This is a genomic window from Microcoleus sp. K4-B3 (assembly GCF_036704615.1).
In the GTDB taxonomy this organism is placed as follows: Bacteria; Cyanobacteriota; Cyanobacteriia; order Cyanobacteriales; family Microcoleaceae; genus Microcoleus.
In genome coordinates this window covers 1-20560 of record NZ_JAUBSF010000107.1, presented here as the reverse complement: position 1 = coordinate 20560, position 20560 = coordinate 1, and the positions used below count along the sequence as shown (strand labels likewise).

16 protein-coding genes are annotated in these 20560 nt (G+C 47.9%); 12 read left to right on the top strand and 4 right to left on the bottom strand.

Annotated elements, in window-relative coordinates; genetic code table 11:
• Positions 1 to 149: 149 nt before the first annotated feature.
• Positions 150 to 551, bottom strand: a complete 402-nt coding sequence (locus tag QUA78_RS28390) for a fasciclin domain-containing protein (RefSeq protein ID WP_333303991.1) — start codon at positions 549 to 551, stop codon at positions 150 to 152.
• A 429-nt stretch (positions 552 to 980) separates the two neighbouring features.
• On the opposite strand from QUA78_RS28390, the gene QUA78_RS28385 reads away from it, so the two are divergent.
• From QUA78_RS28385 to QUA78_RS28340, 10 genes are all read left to right on the top strand, one after another.
• Positions 981 to 2018: an aldo/keto reductase gene (locus QUA78_RS28385; RefSeq protein WP_333303993.1), complete on the top strand. Its 1038-nt coding sequence runs from the start codon at positions 981 to 983 to the stop codon at positions 2016 to 2018.
• Positions 2019 to 2854: 836 nt separating this feature from the next.
• On the top strand, positions 2855 to 4156 hold the full coding sequence (locus QUA78_RS28380; RefSeq protein WP_333303994.1) for a glycosyltransferase family 1 protein: 1302 nt from the start codon (positions 2855 to 2857) through the stop codon (positions 4154 to 4156).
• A 120-nt stretch (positions 4157 to 4276) separates the two neighbouring features.
• Positions 4277 to 5509 carry a UDP-galactopyranose mutase gene (glf, locus tag QUA78_RS28375; RefSeq protein ID WP_333303996.1) on the top strand — a complete coding sequence of 411 codons (1233 nt, stop codon included), beginning with the start codon at positions 4277 to 4279 and terminating at the stop codon, positions 5507 to 5509.
• 109 nt (positions 5510 to 5618) lie between these two features.
• Positions 5619 to 5975, top strand: a complete 357-nt coding sequence (locus QUA78_RS28370) for an STAS domain-containing protein (RefSeq protein WP_333303998.1) — start codon at positions 5619 to 5621, stop codon at positions 5973 to 5975.
• 363 nt (positions 5976 to 6338) lie between these two features.
• Positions 6339 to 8222 (top strand): glycoside hydrolase family 2 TIM barrel-domain containing protein, encoded by a 1884-nt coding sequence (locus tag QUA78_RS28365; RefSeq protein WP_333304000.1) that lies wholly within the window; start codon positions 6339 to 6341, stop codon positions 8220 to 8222.
• Between the two features lie 176 nt (positions 8223 to 8398).
• The gene (locus tag QUA78_RS28360; protein ID WP_333399151.1) at positions 8399 to 9547 is read left to right on the top strand and encodes a beta-glucosidase; all 1149 of its coding nucleotides are present in this window, start codon (positions 8399 to 8401) and stop codon (positions 9545 to 9547) included.
• 527 nt (positions 9548 to 10074) lie between these two features.
• The gene (locus QUA78_RS28355) at positions 10075 to 10353 is read left to right on the top strand and encodes a hypothetical protein (RefSeq protein WP_333304003.1); all 279 of its coding nucleotides are present in this window, start codon (positions 10075 to 10077) and stop codon (positions 10351 to 10353) included.
• 176 nt (positions 10354 to 10529) lie between these two features.
• Positions 10530 to 11618 carry a galactose-1-phosphate uridylyltransferase gene (galT, locus tag QUA78_RS28350; protein ID WP_333304004.1) on the top strand — a complete coding sequence of 363 codons (1089 nt, stop codon included), beginning with the start codon at positions 10530 to 10532 and terminating at the stop codon, positions 11616 to 11618.
• 172 nt (positions 11619 to 11790) lie between these two features.
• A complete protein-coding gene (locus QUA78_RS28345; protein ID WP_333304005.1) occupies positions 11791 to 12912 on the top strand; it encodes a M24 family metallopeptidase in 1122 nt (373 codons plus the stop codon).
• Positions 12913 to 12952: 40 nt separating this feature from the next.
• Positions 12953 to 13453, top strand: coding sequence for a hypothetical protein (locus tag QUA78_RS28340; RefSeq protein WP_333304006.1), 501 nt, complete (start codon positions 12953 to 12955; stop codon positions 13451 to 13453).
• A 56-nt stretch (positions 13454 to 13509) separates the two neighbouring features.
• Here QUA78_RS28340 and QUA78_RS28335 read toward each other — a convergent pair whose 3' ends face one another.
• The 3 genes from QUA78_RS28335 to pdhA all read right to left on the bottom strand — a co-directional run bounded on the left by QUA78_RS28335 (position 13510) and on the right by pdhA (position 16862).
• On the bottom strand, positions 13510 to 14691 hold the full coding sequence (locus QUA78_RS28335; protein ID WP_333304007.1) for an NAD(P)/FAD-dependent oxidoreductase: 1182 nt from the start codon (positions 14689 to 14691) through the stop codon (positions 13510 to 13512).
• Positions 14692 to 15262: 571 nt separating this feature from the next.
• The gene (locus tag QUA78_RS28330) at positions 15263 to 15715 is read right to left on the bottom strand and encodes a retroviral-like aspartic protease family protein (RefSeq protein ID WP_333304008.1); all 453 of its coding nucleotides are present in this window, start codon (positions 15713 to 15715) and stop codon (positions 15263 to 15265) included.
• 109 nt (positions 15716 to 15824) lie between these two features.
• Positions 15825 to 16862, bottom strand: a complete 1038-nt coding sequence (pdhA, locus tag QUA78_RS28325) for a pyruvate dehydrogenase (acetyl-transferring) E1 component subunit alpha (protein ID WP_172192744.1) — start codon at positions 16860 to 16862, stop codon at positions 15825 to 15827.
• Positions 16863 to 17308: 446 nt separating this feature from the next.
• Between pdhA and QUA78_RS28320 the strand changes: the two genes are divergently transcribed.
• Both QUA78_RS28320 and QUA78_RS28315 read left to right on the top strand, forming a co-directional pair.
• Positions 17309 to 19621, top strand: a complete 2313-nt coding sequence (locus tag QUA78_RS28320) for an IMS domain-containing protein (RefSeq protein ID WP_333304009.1) — start codon at positions 17309 to 17311, stop codon at positions 19619 to 19621.
• A 101-nt stretch (positions 19622 to 19722) separates the two neighbouring features.
• Entirely contained in the window at positions 19723 to 20496 is a 774-nt protein-coding gene (locus tag QUA78_RS28315; RefSeq protein ID WP_333399150.1) for a hypothetical protein, read from the top strand.
• The last annotated feature ends 64 nt before the right edge of the window (positions 20497 to 20560 follow it).

Below are 20560 nucleotides of genomic sequence, written 5' to 3'. Positions count from 1 at the left end.
TATTTGTTGCCTCACTATAGATATATCTTTCTTTATCTATCTTAACATAGTTTTGTTTTTTCTCGCCGACCTACTTATCAACTAAAACAGGGCGGTGGCTAACAACAGCCACCGCCCTCAAGATAGTATTGCGCTATCTAAATCTGTGCTTACGCAGGAAGCAAGACTGCATCAATAATGTGGATGACACCATTATCAGCAGCAACATCGGCTGTTGTAACGGTAGAATCATTGATTTTGACGCCATTGGAAGCATCAATTTTCACTTCTGAACCTTCAACTGTCTTGGCAGATGTCAGCTTGACCACATCAGCGGCCAAAACTTTGCCAGAAACGACATGATAAGTCAGGATTTTTGTGAGCTTAGGAATGTCCTTAAGCAGTGCTTCTACAGTACCTTCGGGAAGCTTAGCAAAAGCTTCGTCAGTAGGCGCAAAAACTGTGAAGGGGCCAGCGCCTTTGAGAGTATCTACTAAACCAGCGGCTTTGACAGCAGCAACTAGGGTTGTAAAAGATCCAGCCGAAACGGCGGTATCAACGATATCAGCCAAGTGAGTCACCTAGTTTTTGTAATCTATAAATCACTATAACGCTAAAAAGTTAATTTAGCTACATTAATTTTTTCTTTAGTTCTGTCTGATTTTCTGATTATTTAAGATAGCATTTTTTTATTTAACTCCTTTCATAAAATACCTATCTAAAGGTAGATATTTATTTTTCTATTTTACTGTATTTTAATTTGTTCATGTAATCCTAAATATATTAGTAAGACGATCGCCCCTGCGCGCTGTTTAAACTAAACGCAGGGGCGATGTCTGGGAACCCTCGCCCCTGCTGCGACATTTTGATTAACTTAGCCAAACATTCAACATCCTGCATAGCGCTAACGCACCGCAAAAGCCCGCCACCCCGACTGATGGCAACAGTTTCGGAAATCCCGATCTAAACTGTTAACAACCATTAACTAGCGGAAGGGTGACATGAGATACAAACTACTAGGTCACAGCGGACTTCGCGTTTCGGAAATCTGCCTCGGAACCATGACTTTTGGGGAAGAGTGGGGTTGGGGGAGCTCCTACGACGAAAGCCGTAAAATGTTCGACGCATTTGCAGAAGCGGGGGGCAATTTCATTGATACCGCCAATCTCTACACAAACGGTACTAGCGAAAAATATGTCGGTGAGTTCATCGCAGCCGATCGCGAAAAATGGGTAGTTGCCACTAAGTATAGCCTCAACATGAAGAATGGCGAAATCAACGGTTTCGGCAACCACCGCAAAAATATGGTGCAAGCAGTAGAAGCAAGTTTGAAGCGATTGCAAGTTGAATACATAGATTTGCTGTGGCTGCACGCTTGGGATTTTACGACACCCGTCGAAGAAGTAATGCGCGCTTTTGACGATTTGGTGCGCGCCGGCAAAGTTCTTTACATCGGCATTTCCGATACGCCGGCTTGGATTATTTCTCAAGCAAATACGATCGCCAACCTGCGCGGTTGGACACCATTTATCGCCTTGCAAATCGAGTATTCTTTAAAAGAACGAACTCCCGAACGGGACTTGATCCCTATGGCAAAAGCCTTCGATCTTGGCATCACAGCTTGGAGCCCCCTAGCAGCCGGTTTGCTGACCGGAAAATACAACACTTCAGAAACAGCCAGCGAAGCTAAACGGCTTAATTCACCGGAATCTGGAAAAATTAACGAACGAGACCTCAACATTGCTGACGAAGTTAGCAAAATAGCCGCCGAAATTGGCAAACCTGCTTCTCAAGTAGCCCTAAATTGGCTGCGACAACAGCCAGTCCAAGTTATTCCGATTGTGGGTTCGCGCAAACTCTCGCAACTTCAGGAAAATCTCGCTTGTTTGGAGTTTGAATTAACCCCGGAACAAATGCAGCAGTTAGACAAAGTAAGTGCAATTGAATTGGGTTTCCCTCACGATTTCTTAAAGAGTTCGATGGTGCAAGATTTTGCCTTTGGAGGGGGAATCGCCAAAATTGACAGCAGCCGACTGTAAAGTTGCTGCTATTTTCTAGTCGCGGGTTTACGTGAATATTGTGCGTTCGATTGCAGATATCGGTGAACCCGCCCTTAGAGGGATGATTGACATTTGTGCTGTGGGCGAGAGGTTAAACTGACGCTCACAGCGCAAATGTCATCATCTTGGTTTCTTGGCACAGACTCGCGCAAAATCTTAGGTTTATCGTTGCCATTGCCTGGTTTCTTTGGTATTGTTGAGACAGGTGCTCTTCGGTGAGTTTAACCCCACTGCATAAAGTGTAAATTGTTAATCTATCGGAAGTCAGAAATCTCTGGTGCAACTGTGTATATTAGGATACAATTTTTCCCTACTAGCGATCGGATGAGTTTAAAAAAGGCTAGGTTTGTCAAATTAAAAAGCAACATTAACTTGATGGCAAATTTTCTATCCTCTCCAAATAAAGCAATAAAACTCGCTCTTTTTTCACCCCGTAGCTGCCAGTTAAGAGTCATTTTACAAGGTCGATCGGCATTTTAACCGCTTTTGAACCAAGCATGCAAGCTAGGTGTGTCCTGAGAGAGAACTCATCCTTCAGATAGAAGTAATCGCAGAAAAACCGGGTTATATTTAACAACAATAGCAAGTCAAACCATATTAACTTATCTCCAAGTTTCAATTCTGAAAAAAGCAGATAAGCGTGTTTTTCCGCAGCTAAACATTTTCTTTGTTTGGTTCACTGAATGTGGCGCTTGCTCGTCAATAAAAGTTCTCAGATTTATGCTTGCACCTTTTAGTAAGACACTGCTGAGACATATCTCCTACTGACCGATTTTAACTGACAAATTTTCATTGACAAATTTGCGAGGCTAATTATGTCGCCCCCAGAAAACTCAGTAAACAATAATTATAGCAATAAAAATCGAGCATGGGAGATCCGATTTACCTCTATAGATCCAGCCAAATCGCCCTCTCAATTCGCACCCTCGCCCGCATTGCGCGCCAACTTATCAAAAACTGATGCTTTAGATGCACCAGATTTAGTTTGCCTGTCTCATTTGCGGTGGAATTTTGTCTATCAGCGCCCGCAACATCTCTTGGGTCGCTGTGCCAAAAATCGTCGCGTATTCTTTGTAGAAGAACCAGTTTTTAGCGCGGCTACAGATTGGTGGCTTGATGTCAGCATCCACGAAAGCGGAGTCTGGGTAATAGTACCGCACCTGAGCGAAGGAACTAGCGAAGCAACAGCACAAACTGCTCAGCAAGCCATGCTAGATGATTTGTTGCGAGCGGCAGAAATTAGCCAGTACATCCTCTGGTATTACACACCAATGGCTGTCAGTTTCACAAACCACTTAAAGCCGCTAGCTGTAGTCTACGACTGCATGGATGAACTGTCAGCCTTCCAAGGCGCGCACCCCGATTTAAAAGCCAATGAAAATCAACTCTTAAAGCGCGCCAGCGTAGTATTTACCGGCGGACACAGCCTTTACGAAGCCAAACAGCACCAGCACCCAAATATTCACGCCTTCCCCAGCAGCATCGAAAAAGAACACTTTGGCACAGCCAGAAATCTTGCAGAAGAACCAGCCGATCAAAAAGACATTCCTCACCCGCGTTTGGGATTTTTTGGCGTCATAGACGAACGCATGGATATCGAACTGCTGGGCGGCATTGCGGCAGCAAGACCGGACTGGCATTTAGTCATAATTGGCCCGGTGGTGAAAATCGATCCGGCCACTCTGCCAACTCACCCAAACATCCACTATCTCGGCGGCAAATCTTATCAAGAACTGCCAGGTTATCTTGGCGGGTGGGATATAGCAATACTGCCTTTTGCGATTAACGAATCGACTAAGTTTATTAGTCCGACGAAAACTCCAGAATACCTCGCTGCCGGCAAACCGGTGATTTCTACTCCCATTCGCGACGTGGTACGGCCTTACGGAGAAAACGGCTTAGTTCGGATTGCTAGCAATGTTTCAGAATTCGTTGCTTGTGGTGAAGAAATATTCAACGAAAGTTCGGACGTTCGCACCAAGTGGCTGAGCGAAGTTGACGCCTTTTTAGCAGACAATTCTTGGGACAATACCTGGGGCGAAATGCTGGGGTTGATCGAAAGTGCGATCGACGACAAAAAGCAGAAAGCAGAAGGCAGGATGAAAATTTTTAGTTAGGAAGGTTGAGGTTTAAGTTAAAGATTTACCAATTTATGAATTCAAAACTTAACACTCAATCATGCTCGCTTGTTGATTACCAATTACCAATTACCCTTACCCAAAATTAGAGGTGTTTTAATGTTTGACTATTTAATTGTCGGAGCAGGATTTGCAGGTAGCGTCATTGCCGAAAGACTAGCAAATGAGGCCGGAAAAACAGTCTTGATAATTGATACCCGCAACCACATCGGCGGCAACGCATACGATCACTACGACAACCACGGCATCCTCGTACACAAATACGGTCCCCACATTTTTCATACCAATTCGCGCCCAGTTTTCGAGTACCTTTCGCGGTTCACCGAGTGGCGGCCCTACGAACACCGCGTCCTCGCCAGCGTTGACGGTCAACTGCTGCCAATTCCCATCAATCTCAACACCGTAAACCAACTTTACGGACTGAATCTCACCTCATTTGAAGTCGAAGATTTCTTCGCAAAAGTAGCAGAACCCAAGGATTACATTCGCACTTCCGAAGATGTCGTTGTCAGCAAAGTCGGCCGCGAACTTTACGAGAAATTCTTCCGCAACTACACCCGCAAACAGTGGGCAATGGACCCGTCGGAACTTGACAAATCAGTGATTGCGCGCGTTCCCACTCGCATTAACCGGGACGATCGCTATTTCACCGATACCTATCAAGCAATGCCGCTGCACGGCTACACTCGGATGTTTGAAAAGATGCTCGATCACCCAAACATCAAGGTGATGCTGAATACCGACTACCGGGAGATTGAGGGTTTTATCCCTTACGGAGAAATGATTTACACCGGACCGGTCGATTCCTATTTCAATTATTGCTACGGCAAACTTCCTTACCGTTCCTTGGAATTCAAGCACGAAACGCTGAACGTACCGGTACACCAAGCAGCACCAGTGGTAAATTACCCCAACGAGCATTTATATACTCGCTGCACGGAGTTTAAATACCTCACCGGACAAGAGCATCTAAAAACTAGCATTGTCTACGAATATCCCCAAGCTGAGGGAGACCCTTACTACCCGGTTCCGCGTCCAGAAAACGCCGAAATTTACAAGAAATATAAGGCTTTGGCTGATGCAACTCCGGGAGTTGCTTTTGTGGGAAGGCTGGCGACTTACAGGTATTACAACATGGATCAAGTGGTCGCTCAAGCTCTGACCACTTACACTCAAATTACTACCAAGCCGGTGATTGAATTGGCGGCGAATGTTAAGGGTTCGGCCTCTAATGTAAGCTCCTCAAATGGAGTTGTCGATCGCCCACCCGCAGCTTCTCTAGAAGTCGCTGCTGTCAACGGCAACGGCAACGGCAAATCTGCTAGCAAGTAGCTGCAAGTTGCGAGTTACGGGTAAAAATGAAATGTAAGGTGCGCTCTCAGCACCTTACTCGGTTTTAATAAAAAGTTCTGTAATAATTTAAAGAAGCGTTGAGGTGGAAATGAGAGTTATAGTTAAAATTGTTTTGTCTCATGAGGTTTTAGAAAAATCTCAATTTCCTCATTTTCAGAAAGAAATAGAGCGCCTAATAGAAAGCGGGGGCAAAATTCTGATGATCGATTTCTCAAAGATCAGTTTCCTGAAAAATTCGGAGTTAATGGCTGTAGTGGCGATCGTGAAATTAGTTAGAGACAGTGAATGTATACTTTTGATATCTGCCATGAGCCAACAAGTGAGAATCCTATTTGAACTCACGGGACTAGAACAAATATTTCAGTGTTTGCCCCCTTCGGAAGAAAATTCCCTCAAAAGTGACCTAACTGAACCGTTAGGAGATTTGCAAAGTGTTGCCGGCTAAACTAGAGTTTGGACTGGGCGAGAGTGTCCGAGTGTCTGAGTGTGCCAGGAGAAAATCTTTCTTCTTCATTCTCAAAACTTCGGACAATTTTTGATTGCCGACCGTCGAATAATGGTTTCAGGGCAATTGGGTAATCGAGCTGCCAACGGAAAATGAAGGGTTTGAGACTACAACCTAAAAACTTTCCGGAAGATTGCTTGTGACTAACGACTAATCACTAATCACTAATGACTTCTGCATAAGAGCTCCTTCAGATGAGGCTGTTTTAATGTACAGAACTTTTACAAATTAATCAGCAAAAAACTTGTCCAAGTCGGAGCAATAGTCGCTAACGTATAAATATAACTTAGGGTAGATGTGCCAATGAGTTGGTTAGGTAGAGAACTAGAAAATTGCGATATTGAAGAGTCTGCAACTCTAGACAGTAAGGTGACAGTTCAAGGACGGAAAACAGGTTATCCGCGCCCCCAATTGCGCCGGAGCAACTGGATTTGTCTCAACGGTCAGTGGAGGTTTGCTTACGACGACGCGGGACGCTGCGTGCAGCCGATCGATATTTCTGACTGGACTCACACTATAGAAGTGCCATTTGCTCCAGAATCGCCAAAAAGCGGGATCGGGGACACGAATTTTCATGCTAACTGCTGGTACGAACGCGAATTTGACGTACCCCACACAGAAGGCAGAGTTCTCCTCCACTTTGGGGCCGTAGACTACCGCGCCCGCGTCTGGGTGAACGGTCAGTTTGTCATCGAACACGAAGGCGGACACACTCCTTTCACCGCAGACATTACAGCAGTTTTGAACCTCAGCGGGCCGCAGCGGGTGACAGTCTGGGCCCAGGACGACCCGCAAGATTTGGAACAACCGCGCGGCAAGCAAGACTGGCAAATAGAGCCGCACAGTATTTGGTATCCGCGCACGACCGGCATTTGGCAGACGGTGTGGGTAGAATTGGTGCCTCACACTTATATCGAGCGCATCCGCTGGACTCCGCAGTTTGAACGCTGGGAAATCGGTTTTGAAGCGTTTGTCGCGGGCGATCGCCAGTCGGGAATCCAAATAAAAGTTAAACTGTCGATCGGCTGTTTGCTGCTAGTCAACGACACCTACGAAGTCATCAACGGCGAAATCCACCGCCGTATCGCCCTCTCAGACCCCGGTATCGACGACTACCGCAACGAACTGCTGTGGAGTCCCGAAAAGCCAACGCTAATTAACGCTCAAGTGCAGTTGTGGGCCGACGGCAAACTACTTGACGAGATTAAATCCTACACCGCCATGCGGACTGTTAGCATTCAGCGCGATCGCTTCATGCTCAACGGTCGCCCCTACTACCTGAGGCTGGTGCTCGACCAAGGTTACTGGCCAGACACCCTGATGACTGCACCCTCCGATGAAGCTTTGCGCCACGATGTCGAATTAGTCAAAGCAATGGGTTTCAACGGCGTCCGCAAGCACCAAAAAATCGAAGACCCGCGATTTTTGTACTGGGCTGACGTGCTCGGGCTCTTAGTTTGGGAAGAAATGCCCAGCGCCTACCGCTTCACTCCCAAAGCCGTGCAACGGCTGACGCGGGAGTGGACGGAAGTCATCGACCGCGACGCCAGCCACCCCTGTATCGTAGTCTGGGTGCCGTTCAACGAATCTTGGGGAGTTCCCAATTTAGTTGAAGCCGCAGCCCACCGCAACTACGTGCAAGCGCTGTATTTCTTGACAAAAACCCTCGATCCGACTCGCCCCGTCATCGGTAACGACGGCTGGGAAAGCATCGATACCGACATCCTGGCGATTCACGACTACGACAACAACCCGCAAACTGTGGCAAAACGCTACGGGCCCGAAGTCCAGCTAGCCGATTTGTTCGATCGCGGGCGTCCCGGCGGGCGAGTCCTCACCCTCGACGGCCACCCGCACCAAGGACAGCCGATGATGCTGACAGAATTCGGTGGCATCGCCTGCGCCGGTCGCGAAAACCCCGATTTTTACAGGGTTTGGGGCTACGTGCGCGCGTCGGACACCCTCGAACTGCAAAGGCGCTACACCGCGCTGTTGAAAGTAGTAAACCGAGTGGAAATGTTCAGCGGATTTTGTTACACGCAGTTGACCGATACTTTCCAAGAAGCTAACGGTTTGCTGTATGCCGATCGCACTCCCAAATTTCCCATAGACGTAATCGCGGCGGCAACTCTCGGCTGGGATATTCCCGAAGAAAGTTCACAGCCGCAAGCTATTACTCAATGCTAATGGGGCATGGGGCATGGGGCATCGGCCAAACAGGGCATCGGTTATTAGTTATTAGTTATTAGTTATTAGTTATTAGTTAATTGCTAACAATTACCAATTTCTAAATTTCTAAATTCCTAATGCCCAATGCCCAATGCCCCATGCCCCATGCCCCCATGCCCGATGCCCAATGCCCCATGCCCCATTACCCATTACCCATTCGATTGATGTTTCAAAGTTTTTTCATGGGCGGATTTGAATGTTCCACCCACAAATTGCGATCGGGAAAGCGTCTCGATGTCACAGCCGCCACCGGCCACGATAAATTTGTAGTCGCCGACTACCAACGCTTGCAGCAGCAAGGCATTTACACAGTCCGCGAAGGCCTCCGCTGGCACTTAATTGAACAGTCGCCCGGAAAATACGATTTTTCCAGTTCCCTTCCCATCATCCGGGCCGCCCGCGACATGAAAATGCAGGTAATTTGGGATTTGTTTCACTACGGCTGGCCTGACGATATTGATATTTTCAGTCCCGAATTCGTGACCAGATTTGCAAACATGGTGCGCGCTTTTATGGAAGTGCTGACGGAGGAAACCGACCAGACACCTTTTGTAACACCTGTCAATGAAATTTCATTTATTGCTTGGGCCGGCGGCGAAGTTGCTTATATCAATCCCTTTGCTAAAGGAAGGGGAGACGAGCTCAAAACCCAGTTGATCAAAGCAGCGATCACAGCGATAGAATCAGTTTGGGAAGTCAATCCCAACACCCGCATCGTTCAAATCGACCCCACAATTAACATTATTGCCGATCCTGACAAACCGGAGGATCGGGACGCGGCAGAAGGTTATCGCTTATCTCAATATCAAGCTTGGGATATGTTGGCGGGACGCTTTCGCCCGGAACTTGGCGGTAAGGAAAAATATCTCGATATTATTGGGGTGAATTATTACGATCGCAATCAGTGGATTCACAATGAAGAGCCGATGAAATACACCGATCCGCTGTACCGCCCGTTTGGTGAAATGCTGCAAGAAGTTTTCGATCGCTACCGCCGCCCCTTATTCATAGCCGAAACGGGTACTGAAGATGATTTTAGACCTGTCTGGTTTAATTATGTGTGCACTGAGGTAATGGCGGCGATGAAAGCAGGAGTTCCGATAGAGGGAATCTGCTTGTATCCGATTGTTAACCATCCGGGTTGGGACGACGACAGGCACTGTTACAATGGTCTCTGGGATTATTGCAATGAATCGGGCGATCGGGAAATTTATCAGCCTTTGGCGGATGAATTGCAGTTTCAAAGGCAGCAGATTGAACCGCTGCTGAAGTCGCAGGATTGACAATCGGGGCGATCGGCGATTGAAATCGCTTTGGGGGTAAAAATCGTAGTGCGATCGCACCCCACCCATCTTTCATACTCAGCTTAAATGCTTATTTGGGGAACGCGGGAACATTACCCGCATTCTCCTACCGGCTGGAAACTCGTTATACCTACGATGAATTGAATCGGTTAACCGAGACTGTGATGCCGGATTTGACTCCGAACGATTGGGTAGAAGGTGTAACTCGTGCATTTGTTCAAAGAAGACCTGATGGAACAATCAAAATTTCATTTCCCGTTGAAGATTCTTATACTCCCTAGCAAGCATGAAAAACATCGATCGAATTAGCTTTCAAATCAAAGGGAACATAAAAGATAATTTCTATAACCCTCCAGAAGACAAATTAGATGAACTTTCTGAGTTTGAAATGAATTTAAAACTTTTTTTTTGAACACAATCGTTATGTTATCCTAAAATTAGGTGTTAAAAAAATAGAACTACATTTATATCATGACATTCTTGATGCTTTTGAGGAACAATGGTGCTTGCAAATTTTAGAACTATCTGCGGGAAGGAAAGTGAGCATAACTTTTAACGATTTTTTATTAAAAATCGCACCAATCCTTAATAAAAATTTGGCAGATTGTGAATTTACAATTCTTGGGACAGGGGAATATAATTCCTGCACTTTGGATTTATCGCAGCTTTTAGATACAATGCATATTTTTGTTAATGAAATTCTTGGTAGTGCAGTAAAAGAAGGTTATATTAATGCCGAAGATATTGCTAAGCATTTAGGATGGCAACTAAATAGTGTTTCTTGATGTGTCTGTTTTTATTTCAAACTATCGACTTCGATCCGCTCGATCGGTGTATGTGCCAGTTAGGAGTACAGAATTTGGGTTTTTACATAATTTGCGACTTTAGGTAGGGGCGAATTCTCCAAGCACGAAGTTATACTCCTGACATCTATTAAAAGCGATCGCCCGCCCCAACCAAAATGTACGTCCAAACATTGCAAAAACCAGACGGCCGCCCACTCACACTCTACAGCCGCTACCCAATCCCAGAAGGAATCGCGGCCGTAAGTCCCAGCAATGAACCCGTACAGGCGAACCCGCACTTTCGCTGGCATCCTTTGCGCGGGGAATGGGTAGCCTACGCCAGCCACCGTCAGGGAAGAACTTTCATGCCGCCGCCGGAATACAACCCGCTAGCTGCTACAATTAATCCCAAATTTCCGACAGAATTGCCGCCGGGAGATTACGATATAGCTGTTTTTGACAACCGCTTTCCCTCGCTGACTTTGCAGGCCAAAAACGCACCTGCAAGTATTGTGGAAACTCTGCCAGCTAAGGGCATTTGCGAAGTCGTTGTTTTCACTCAAGATCCGCTGGCTTCCCTCGGTGCCTTGGAGTTAAATCACTTAGAATTGTTGTTAGAAGTATGGGCCGATCGCACTTCAGTTATTGGCAGCAATCCCGAAATTGAATACGTCTTGCCTTTTGAAAATCGCGGCGTAGAAGTCGGAGTAACTTTGCACCATCCCCACGGTCAAATTTACGCTTATCCGTTCGTGCCTCCGGTGCCGGCGCGGATGTTAGAATGTCAGTCAGTTTACTATCAAAAAAACAGTAGCGGTTTGCTGCAAGATTTGATTCAAAAAGAGATTGCCGACAAACAGCGAATTATTTATTTAGACGAAGAGGCGATCGCCTTTGTCCCCGCTTGCGCCCGCTACCCTTACGAAGTGTGGATTGCGCCCATCGCCCCCGCTGCCACGTTTATCGATCTTACCGAAAAACAGCGTCGATCACTCGCTAAAGCCTTAAAAACCGTCACCCTCAAATATGACGGTTTGTGGCATCGCCCGTTCCCTTATTTGATGGCTTGGTTTCAAGGGCCCACAGACGGGAAACCCCATCCAGAAGCGCATTTGCACGCCCAATTTTATCCGCCCTATCGATCGAGCGATCGGCTAAAATATTTAGCAGGAACCGAACTAGCCGCCGGAATGTTTGCCAACGACGCTTTACCCGAAGAAAAAGCTAAAGAATTGCAAGCAGTACCTATCGATTTTAGATTTTAGATTTTAGATTTTAGATTTTAGAGATTGTAGATTTTAGATTTAGGAAATGTAAACTAAAATCAGTGATTTTCTTCCTTCTTCCTTCTTCCTTCTTCCGACTTTCATCGGACTGACATCCGTTACATCCGTGGAGCGAATCCGTTGCCGAACTTCCTTCTTCCTTGTTTCATATATGATAAACTCATTAAACCCAGAAGTTGACTGCAAACTCGAATTCATCCGCAAAGCCTTAACCGAAACAGGAGCGATCGCCCTTCGCTTGCGCGGTACAGACTGGTTTGCCTGGGCCACAGCCGGCGGTTCCCATACAGTATTGCTAACCGCAGAAACCGGAGTTGCAGAAATATTAATTACCGCCGAAAACGCTTGGATTCTCACCGATGAAATCGAAGCCCAGCGCTTGCAAGATGAAGAATTGCCAGCCAACTTTCAAATGCACATCTATCCTTGGGCAGATGTTTCACAGCGCGAAGCTTTTGTCAAAGAAATTACTGGTGGCGGTAACGTGATGAGCGATCGGCCAAATTCCCAAGAAACGCCAATAATCGCATCTTTACAATCCCGCAAACAGACAATGATGTCAAGCGAATTAGAGCGATACCGGCGAGTCGGGCGTTTAGCCAGCGAAGCGATGACAGAGGTACTTTCCGCAGCAAAACCAACATGGACAGAATATCAGCTAGCGGGAGCCGGTGCAGAGGCATTGTGGGCGAGAGGTTTGCATCCAGCCCTGACATTAGTTGCTGGAGAAAGGCGTTTGCCGCTGTACCGCCACGCCACAGCAACCGCCGAACCAATTGGGCGACAAGCAATGTTAGTATTTTGCGCGAGGGGATGGGGTTTGTATGCAAATTTAACCAGATTTGTCAGTTTTGACTTTCTTGGGGAAAAGCATTCAGAGTTGCACCGACAAGTCAGAGAAATTGAAGCAGCCGCGCTGAATTTGTGCCGGCCGGGAGTATCGCTGAATGCAGTTTATGATACGCTGAAAACTGCCTACGAAGAACACGGATATCCTCAAGCAATTCGGGAACACCATCAAGGCGGAACTACCGGATATTTGGCGCGGGAAATTGTGGCGAATCCGGCTACTTCAGATATTTTAGCAGAAAATATGGCTGTGGCTTGGAATCCGAGTTTGTCGGGCGCAAAAATTGAGGATACGTTTGTAATTCACAGCGATGGAAAGTTGGAAAATTTGACATTCGATCCGAATTGGCCGAGTGTAGAAGTAGCCGGAAGATTGCGGCCAGTACCGCTGGAAATATGGGACGATAGACCATTGTCCATTTAACTTATCGCTCTATTTTCATCTCAGGTGCGATCGAGCCATCATGACCTGGAAAACGATACTTTCATTTATTGTCAGTGCAACAGTCCTGACTCTGTTGAGCGGTTGGCTGATGGTCGCAAATCTCCTGCCGATTCAAGCCGAGATCGACTACAGCGAGGCGGAGCGGAGTTTTGTGCAGATTTGGCTCCAGGTAGCGATCGTGATTGGCTTGCTCTTGCCTGGAGTTGCATTTTTGGTGTGGATACGTCACCCCAACCTGCGGACTATTTTTGGATTCTATTTGTTAGTTCTGGCAATTCAAATTGTCAGCGAGCAAATTTTCAGTCGCGTTTTTTCTTCTAGTCTATTAGTCATCATCGGCACCATTTACACCGCATTTCGAGTTTGGCAACTGTGGCAAAGTCAACAATTTTTAAGAATGAGCGATCCAAGCGGTAAGGTTGGCGATCGACTCGCGCATGGCTTACTGTGGATTCTGCTGTTGTTTTGGTCAGCAAACTTAATCTTCCTTCTAGTAATTGGCTGGTTGAGGATTTTATAACTCCATCTAGCACCAATGCAGAAGACCCAATTCCTCAAAATGTGGGAGTAACCGAATTAATCCGATACGGTCATCTGCTTTTGTCTGCGAGCAGCTAAGGCTAATTCAAAGCCTGTCTTGAGTTGGTCAGCTTGATCCGAGGCATGGGATGCTTCTCCTCCTTGCCTTGCTTTGAGTTGTAACGGTGTGGCGATCGCAATCCGTTCCTCTTCATAATCCGTAAGAGCTTTAGCAACAGAAGGAGTATCCTGCAAGTTCAGCCCCTTGAGTTTTTTTGTTAAAGCAACAGCATCCTCAAATGCCATAGTAGCCCCTAATCCTAAGGACGGTCGCATCGGGTGAGCGGCATCCCCTAATAAGGTGATTCTCTCTCTATCTCCCCATTGGGATACTGGTTCCCGATCGAACACGCCAGTTTCTACAATGGTGGTAGGGTCAGTTGCTCGAATCACCCTTTCAACAAAGGGAGTCCATTGGTCAAAAACTTGGAGAACCATAGCTAAAACATCGGTACTCTTCTCTGAAGTCGGATGGAGTGCAGTCCCTCCCCAAGCCAGTACGTCGGCTCCTGCATCCATAATCCAAAAATTTTTCTGGTCTCCGACCACCAGTTGAAAACCAGCCCCTTCTGCAAAGGGTTCAGCGAGGGGGGCTAGGATTTGACGGGGCAAGATTCCTCGCCAAGTCATGGTTCCAGTGTACAGAGGCGCACCATCTCCCACGGTAAGACCGCGAACCACGGAGTTATACCCATCGGCACCAATTAACAGTCGTGCGCCAACATCGGGCTGATTCTCAAAGTGCAAACGTAAGGGAGCCTTGGACGGATCGGCGACCTTAGTGAAGTTGACAAACTTATGGTTGAGGTGAAGGGATACGGTAGGTGGCAGTGTGTTGTGCAGTGAGCTTTGTAGGTTATACCACGCTAGCCAAGTGAAGGGAGTACCCGCCAAGGGCGATTCATCAGAAAACAGAACCTCGCCATTGGGTCTCATCAGCAGTTGTCGCTGTGGGTTGGCAGAAGCGGCACGAACTTGGGTAGCAAGATCGGCATCGATCAGAGCCAATGCCTTATACCCCGCTTCTGCCAACCCTAGGGCAGCGCCGATGGGACGTAAAGCTCTAGCTCGTTCAAACACACCTACCGAAAAACCTAAATTGGCTAGCCCATGGGCTGCACATAGTGCGCCTGGTCCTGCACCAATAATGGCGATATCGAAAGTTGGGGTTTCACTCATTTTTAGATACGGTTAAAAGTAGCAGCGACGAAAGCGATTGCCTTGGGCACTAGCGAAGCTAATCGCGCTTCGTGTGAGATGATGTAGGTTCTGCTTGATAATAATACACTCACGCACTAATTGATAAAAGAGACCTCTTGCAAAAGAAGGCGGGCGCGATCGCAACCTGTAACAAGCGTGCATAGCAACTATAGCTTCAACGATCGCGCGGCGTCAAAGTGCTGTCAATGTAGTAGGATAGTGTTACCCTAAGTTATCATAATAATCAAGAGAAACTAAAATTTTTTAGGATTTAATCGAGTCGATCTAGAAATCTCCACCGTCGGTTCGGATGAAGATTTAATCTGATAGCTGGACTCTATAATTATTAACTCAATCAAGTTCAAAAGTTGATGTAGCTCAGCTTAAAAAATCGCAAAAAAGTCTCTAATACAAGATGAGTTTCAAGAATGGCTCTACAGCTACAAGCTTGCGTAAACCGTTGAATTTGTGCAGATTAAAAATGCTGGCATCATGCCGCGACCGGCACTCTAAAATCACAAATAAAGGAGGTATTTAAGCTGGATTTACATTAAACTCTCAATACAGGTCTTTCGGGATTTTCGGGATTAGGAATTAGACGCTGATTTTTGCAATCTACTAGCAAATCTAAAGTTTCTAACACAGTTTGACCGATTAGCACCATATCGCCTAAAACCATTGCCGCCTCAATAGTTTCGCGCCCTTCTATTTCAATGATAACAGGTTCAGTCAATCCTACTGTTTCTTGTCTGCCATCAGCATATTTTGCTATTTCCTGACTCCGAATTCTTAAACCGAGCTGCTCTACTACATCCGCAGGTAACGCAGTTCTGACTGCGCCAGTATCTATGAGTGCTTCTGCTTCGTATACGCGCAACAGATTTGGATTGAGCACTCCTCGACTCACTAAGGCTTCATCAATGGCATTCGTGAGCTTGACTTTGACTCGGACTGCACCCATATTTTTGCTGGCTTGAGTTAAATCGCGATCGAGATTTATCATATCGCCTCTCTTATCGTCTATAAAGTCTACCTTTGATTCTAGCTTTGAATTCGTGCAGCCACAGGTGTTAACCTGTAGGCTGCAACCGCACGCAAAATATCTCTAAAGACTATTCATCTTCAGCATAGATAAATCGATACAATTCGCTCGGATCGGGTTCGGGGCTTTTCTCAGCAAAATCTACCGCATCATCAATTACTGCTTGAATCTTATTTTCGATCTCTTTTAATTCTTCAGCAGTTGCCAAAGTTCGATCGATCAAATCAGCAGCCAACTTCTTAATCGGATCGCGAGGGAACCAATATTCCTTCTCTTCTTTAGAACGCAACTCGTCGGGATCTGCCAAAGAATGGCCCCGAAAGCGATAAGTCAAAGCTTCGATCAAAGTCGGCCCTTCGCCGGCGCGCGCCCGCGCTACAGCTTCCTTCGCCACTTCCCGCACCGCCAAAACATCCATCCCGTCAACCTCGACGCCAGCCATGCCAAAAGCATGAGCTTTCTTGTAAATCATGGGGTCAGAAGTAGCTCGTTCGTGGGCCATCCCGATCGCCCATTTGTTGTTTTCGACAACATAAAGAATCGGCAACTTCCACAAAGCCGCCATATTCAAACACTCAAAAAACTGCCCGTTATTTGCAGCACCATCGCCAAAAAAACAAGCAGTCACGCCATCAGAACTCTCATCCCCCAAAGCTTCGCGCCGGTACTTCGATTGAAAAGCCGCCCCCGTAGCTACAGGAATCCCCTCAGCCACAAAAGCATAACCTCCCAACAGTCGGTGTTCGGCCGAAAACATATGCATCGAACCGCCGCGGCCCTTCGAGCAACCAGTTTCTTTCCCGAACAACTCCGCCATTACCTCTCGCGCCGGCACACCCGCGCTCAAAGCGTGAACGTGATCGCGGTAGGTGCTGCTGACGTAATCGGTGTCATCCCGGCGCATCGATCGAATCACGCCAGTAGACACAGCTTCCTGACCGTTGTACAAGTGGACAAAACCAAACATTTTGCCCCGGTAGTACATCTCAGCACACTTGTCCTCAAAGTAGCGCCCCAAGACCATATCCTCGTAGAGCATCAAGCCCTCATCCCGAGAAATGTTTACGCTTTGCGCGTCAAAAACTGGTAAAGTCCGTTCCTGAACCATAAATAATTAATACCCGACGATCGGCTTCCTAGACATCTAAATTTAAACCGAGATGGCACACAACCGCAGCAGAAAACGATCGCACCTTTGCTCCACAGCAGTTCACCAATTGTTAAAATGAGTAGGGCAGGCGGGGCCGATTGCCCGGACTCGGAGAACCAACTCCCATCTAAACCCCATGCCGACGAATGATATAATTCCATTACTCTCAAACCCGAAAATGCTCAAGAGTCAAACAACTCATTTAGCTCAGGGGCAGTGGGGCTTTCCATTTTCCTCACTGTAAAACGCTGTAGAGGGAAAAAAATCACATTATCTCTACCGTAACTCCAACATACCGTGAATTGGGCGGTTGGAAGCCAACACCAGAATTTTTGATTTGGTTTGCGGGAGTATCTCACTTAAGATAGGCTAATTCAGTTGCTAGCGCTTTGGGGAAGTGGACAGTGTTAATTCCACTAGATTACTACCGGATTTTGGGTCTACCGATTCAAGCTACTGCCGAACAGTTGCAGCAGGCTCACCGCGATCGAACTTTACAGCTTCCGCGCAGGGAGTATTCCGAAGTTGCGATCGTCGCCCGCAAACAACTGCTCGATGAAGCCTGCGCCGTTCTGTCAGACTCAGACGAGCGCAAAGCTTACGATGCCAGTTTTTTAGCCAAAACTTACGATCGAGAGTCGGAAGCCGCACAGGAAGCCAAGCACCAGAGGTCGAAAACCTCAGCAGGCACGGCCACAGTCCTGCAAGACGCAGGAGAAACCCCTCCGGCAGAGTCCAAGCCTTTAGAGGCTGCTCCCGACCCCCACACTCCAAGTATTGAAATCGATGACAACCAATTCGTAGGAGCCCTGCTCATACTGCAAGAACTGGGGGAATACGAACTCGTACAGAAGCTGGGTCGCCCGTATCTCAACAATGGCAGCATCGCGATCGCAGAAGGTCGTTTCGGCGACCCCCAGCTCGTGCGGCCAGATATAGTTTTAACCGTCAGCCTTGCCTGTCTAGAACTCGGCCGCGAACAGTGGCAGCAAGGTCAGTACGAAAATGCCGCAAAATCATTAGAAGCAGGCCAAGAAGTGCTGCTGCGCGAAAGCCTATTTGCAAGCGTGAGGGGTGAAATGCAAGCCGACCTATACAAACTCCGTCCGTACAACATTTTAGAGCTACTATCCCTCCCTGAAGAAAAAGTCGCCGAGCGTCGCCGGGGACTGCAAATCCTGCGAGAAATGCTCCAAGAACGGGGCGGCATCGACGGTTCGGGAGACGATCGATCGGGTTTAGGAATAGAAGACTTCCTCCGCTTCGTCCAGCAATTGCGCAAACACCTAACCAGCAGCGAGCAGCAGACCCTATTTGAAGCCGAAGCCGGCCGCCCCTCCGCAGTCGCCACTTACCTCTCGGTCTACACCCTGTTAGCCCAAGGATTTGCCGCCAGACAGCCATCGATGATCCGTCGCGCCAAGCTGATGCTGATGCAGCTCGGTCGCCGCCAAGACGTTCACCTGGAAAAAGCCGTTTGTTCCCTGCTGCTGGGTCAGACAGAAGAAGCCAGCAGAGCCCTCGAACTGAGTTCGGAAAAAGAACCCCTCGCGTTCATTCGCGAACATTCCCAAGATTCTCCCGATTTGTTGCCGGGACTGTGCTTGTACGCCGAACACTGGCTGCAAGAGGAGGTGTTTCCCCACTTCCGCGATTTGGCCAACCAGTCAGTCTCTTTGAAAGATTACTTTGCCGACCCGAAAGTACAAGCTTACCTAGAAGCTTTGCCACAGGACGCAGAAACCGCCAACGAATGGGTCGTGGTGCAGCCCCGCTCCGGCAAGCCCGCGGCGCGGCTGCAACCGACAGCAGGCCGATCGCCCGCAGCAGTACCCCCACCATCCGCCCAGGGAGCCAGTACCGTCACCTTGACCCCCGTACCGGCCGAGACCGAAACCGCAGCCTCAGGCCCGAAATTCCAGGCAACCGCGGCCGCGCCGAGCCCTGCTGCCGCCGTCTCTCTCCCGACAGCTACGGCGGGACAGCCCGCAGACTCAACTTCCAAACAACGCAGGCGCCAACATTCAGGGCGCAGCGGAGCAACCGCCAAGGCGCTAACAGGGGATTTGGTCGATCGGGCGCGCACCAAGGCAGCAGAAATTTCCGCCCAAGTTAAGTCTATGCCTCGAAACAGACTGGCTCTGTTTCTAGTCGCAGGTGTCCTGAGCCTGTTACTGCTGTGGTTCATACTCAGTCTGTTGGCGAGCGCGATGCAAGCCCTCTCGGGCCCATCCCTGCAAGGAGAGCAAGCCCTCGTCGGGCTGGAAGCTGCGCCCGTAGAAATCCCGACTGTTTCCGTGGCCCCAGAGCCTGGCGCCGCGGCCCCCGTGTCGGGAGCAATCACTGAGGAATCAGCCGAACAAATAGTTCAAAGCTGGCTGTCGGCGAAAGCAGCGGCTTTGGGCCCCAACCACACTGTGGAAGAATTAAAGCAAGTTCTGACAGAACCGGCTTTGTCTCGCTGGCAATTGATGGCAGACGCTCAAGAGCGAAACAACGCGCATCAGCGTTACGTACACAAGCTGCAAGTTAATGGAGTTAAGACGAATCCGACTAATCCCGATCGCGCCCAAGTAGAAGCCCAAGTAGCGGAAAAAGCCGAAGTGTTCGATCGCGATCAGCTCGTTTCTTCCCGCAACGAAAACCTGCGCGTGCGCTACGACTTGATCCGCCAAGACGGACAGTGGCGGATTATGGATTGGCAAGTGATTAAGTAAGGAATTGGTAATTGGTAATTGGTAATTTCTGCTTGCTAGTTGCTAATTACCAATTTCTGATTGTTAGTTAAATTTTTAATCCCAAAAGCTGGAGTTTTGAATTGCAGATTATTGTTGAAGGCTGGCGTTTTATTTATCATTCCTATTGCGTAGCCAATCAATTTCAACTGCTGGAAATGCTCGATCGCCCGCGAGGACAAATTAAGCTTTTCCACCGCGATATGCCTTACATAGACGCAGCTTGGGAGACGAAAATTAGTTTGTTCGATCGCCCAAATGAAACATTACTCCGCAGCATTAAGAGCCCTGCCGTAAATCAGTCAGCGGATGTTACGCTGCGAATGTACTGCCCGTGGGACTTCTCGGCATCCAGCAGCGCCGCAACTTGGGTATTTGCAGCGACAGAATGGGGGATTGTTACGAGTACAGTATTGCAGGCGATGGGGGTAAAGTCGATCGCACAAACCCCCGTTAATTCAGAAACCAAAATTATTACACCGTCGGCGTGGTCAAAAGCCGGCTTAATTCGCAGCGGTGTTGAGGCCGATCGCATAGCCGTCGTACCTTTGGGAGTCGATCCTAAGATTTATTATCCTCTCTCGGGCGATCGGCGTCAATCGCTGCGCCAAAGCTTCGGCTGGTCAAACTATTTTATATTTTTAAACATCGGAGGGCAAACGGATCGCAAAGGTATTCGCCCTTTATTAAAAGCCTTCGCTGCGGTAGTTGACAAATATCCAGATGCGAGATTAGTTTTAAAAGGTTCAGAACTGCTTTATCCGTCGAGACACGAGATTGCTGAAGCCAGCCGAGTTGTGCTCGACGATGCCGAAAGAGCGAGAGTTTTACCGAGATTAATTTATACTGTAGTTTAGACTAAATAAAGATGAGAACGGTGGCTTTCAGAAGAACTAGAGCCACCGCGCCGGGAGAGAATAA

Coding starts and splice junctions, on each gene's coding strand:
- QUA78_RS28360 (WP_333399151.1), top strand. CDS start 8,399: ATGCCCCATTACCCATTACCCATTCGATTGATGTTTCAAAGTTTTTTC.
- QUA78_RS28370 (WP_333303998.1), top strand. CDS start 5,619: ATGAGAGTTATAGTTAAAATTGTTTTGTCTCATGAGGTTTTAGAAAAA.
- QUA78_RS28340 (WP_333304006.1), top strand. CDS start 12,953: ATGACCTGGAAAACGATACTTTCATTTATTGTCAGTGCAACAGTCCTG.
- pdhA (WP_172192744.1), bottom strand. CDS start 16,862: ATGGTTCAGGAACGGACTTTACCAGTTTTTGACGCGCAAAGCGTAAAC.
- QUA78_RS28385 (WP_333303993.1), top strand. CDS start 981: ATGAGATACAAACTACTAGGTCACAGCGGACTTCGCGTTTCGGAAATC.
- QUA78_RS28380 (WP_333303994.1), top strand. CDS start 2,855: ATGTCGCCCCCAGAAAACTCAGTAAACAATAATTATAGCAATAAAAAT.
- QUA78_RS28345 (WP_333304005.1), top strand. CDS start 11,791: ATGATAAACTCATTAAACCCAGAAGTTGACTGCAAACTCGAATTCATC.
- QUA78_RS28335 (WP_333304007.1), bottom strand. CDS start 14,691: ATGAGTGAAACCCCAACTTTCGATATCGCCATTATTGGTGCAGGACCA.
- galT (WP_333304004.1), top strand. CDS start 10,530: ATGTACGTCCAAACATTGCAAAAACCAGACGGCCGCCCACTCACACTC.
- QUA78_RS28330 (WP_333304008.1), bottom strand. CDS start 15,715: ATGATAAATCTCGATCGCGATTTAACTCAAGCCAGCAAAAATATGGGT.
- glf (WP_333303996.1), top strand. CDS start 4,277: ATGTTTGACTATTTAATTGTCGGAGCAGGATTTGCAGGTAGCGTCATT.
- QUA78_RS28365 (WP_333304000.1), top strand. CDS start 6,339: ATGAGTTGGTTAGGTAGAGAACTAGAAAATTGCGATATTGAAGAGTCT.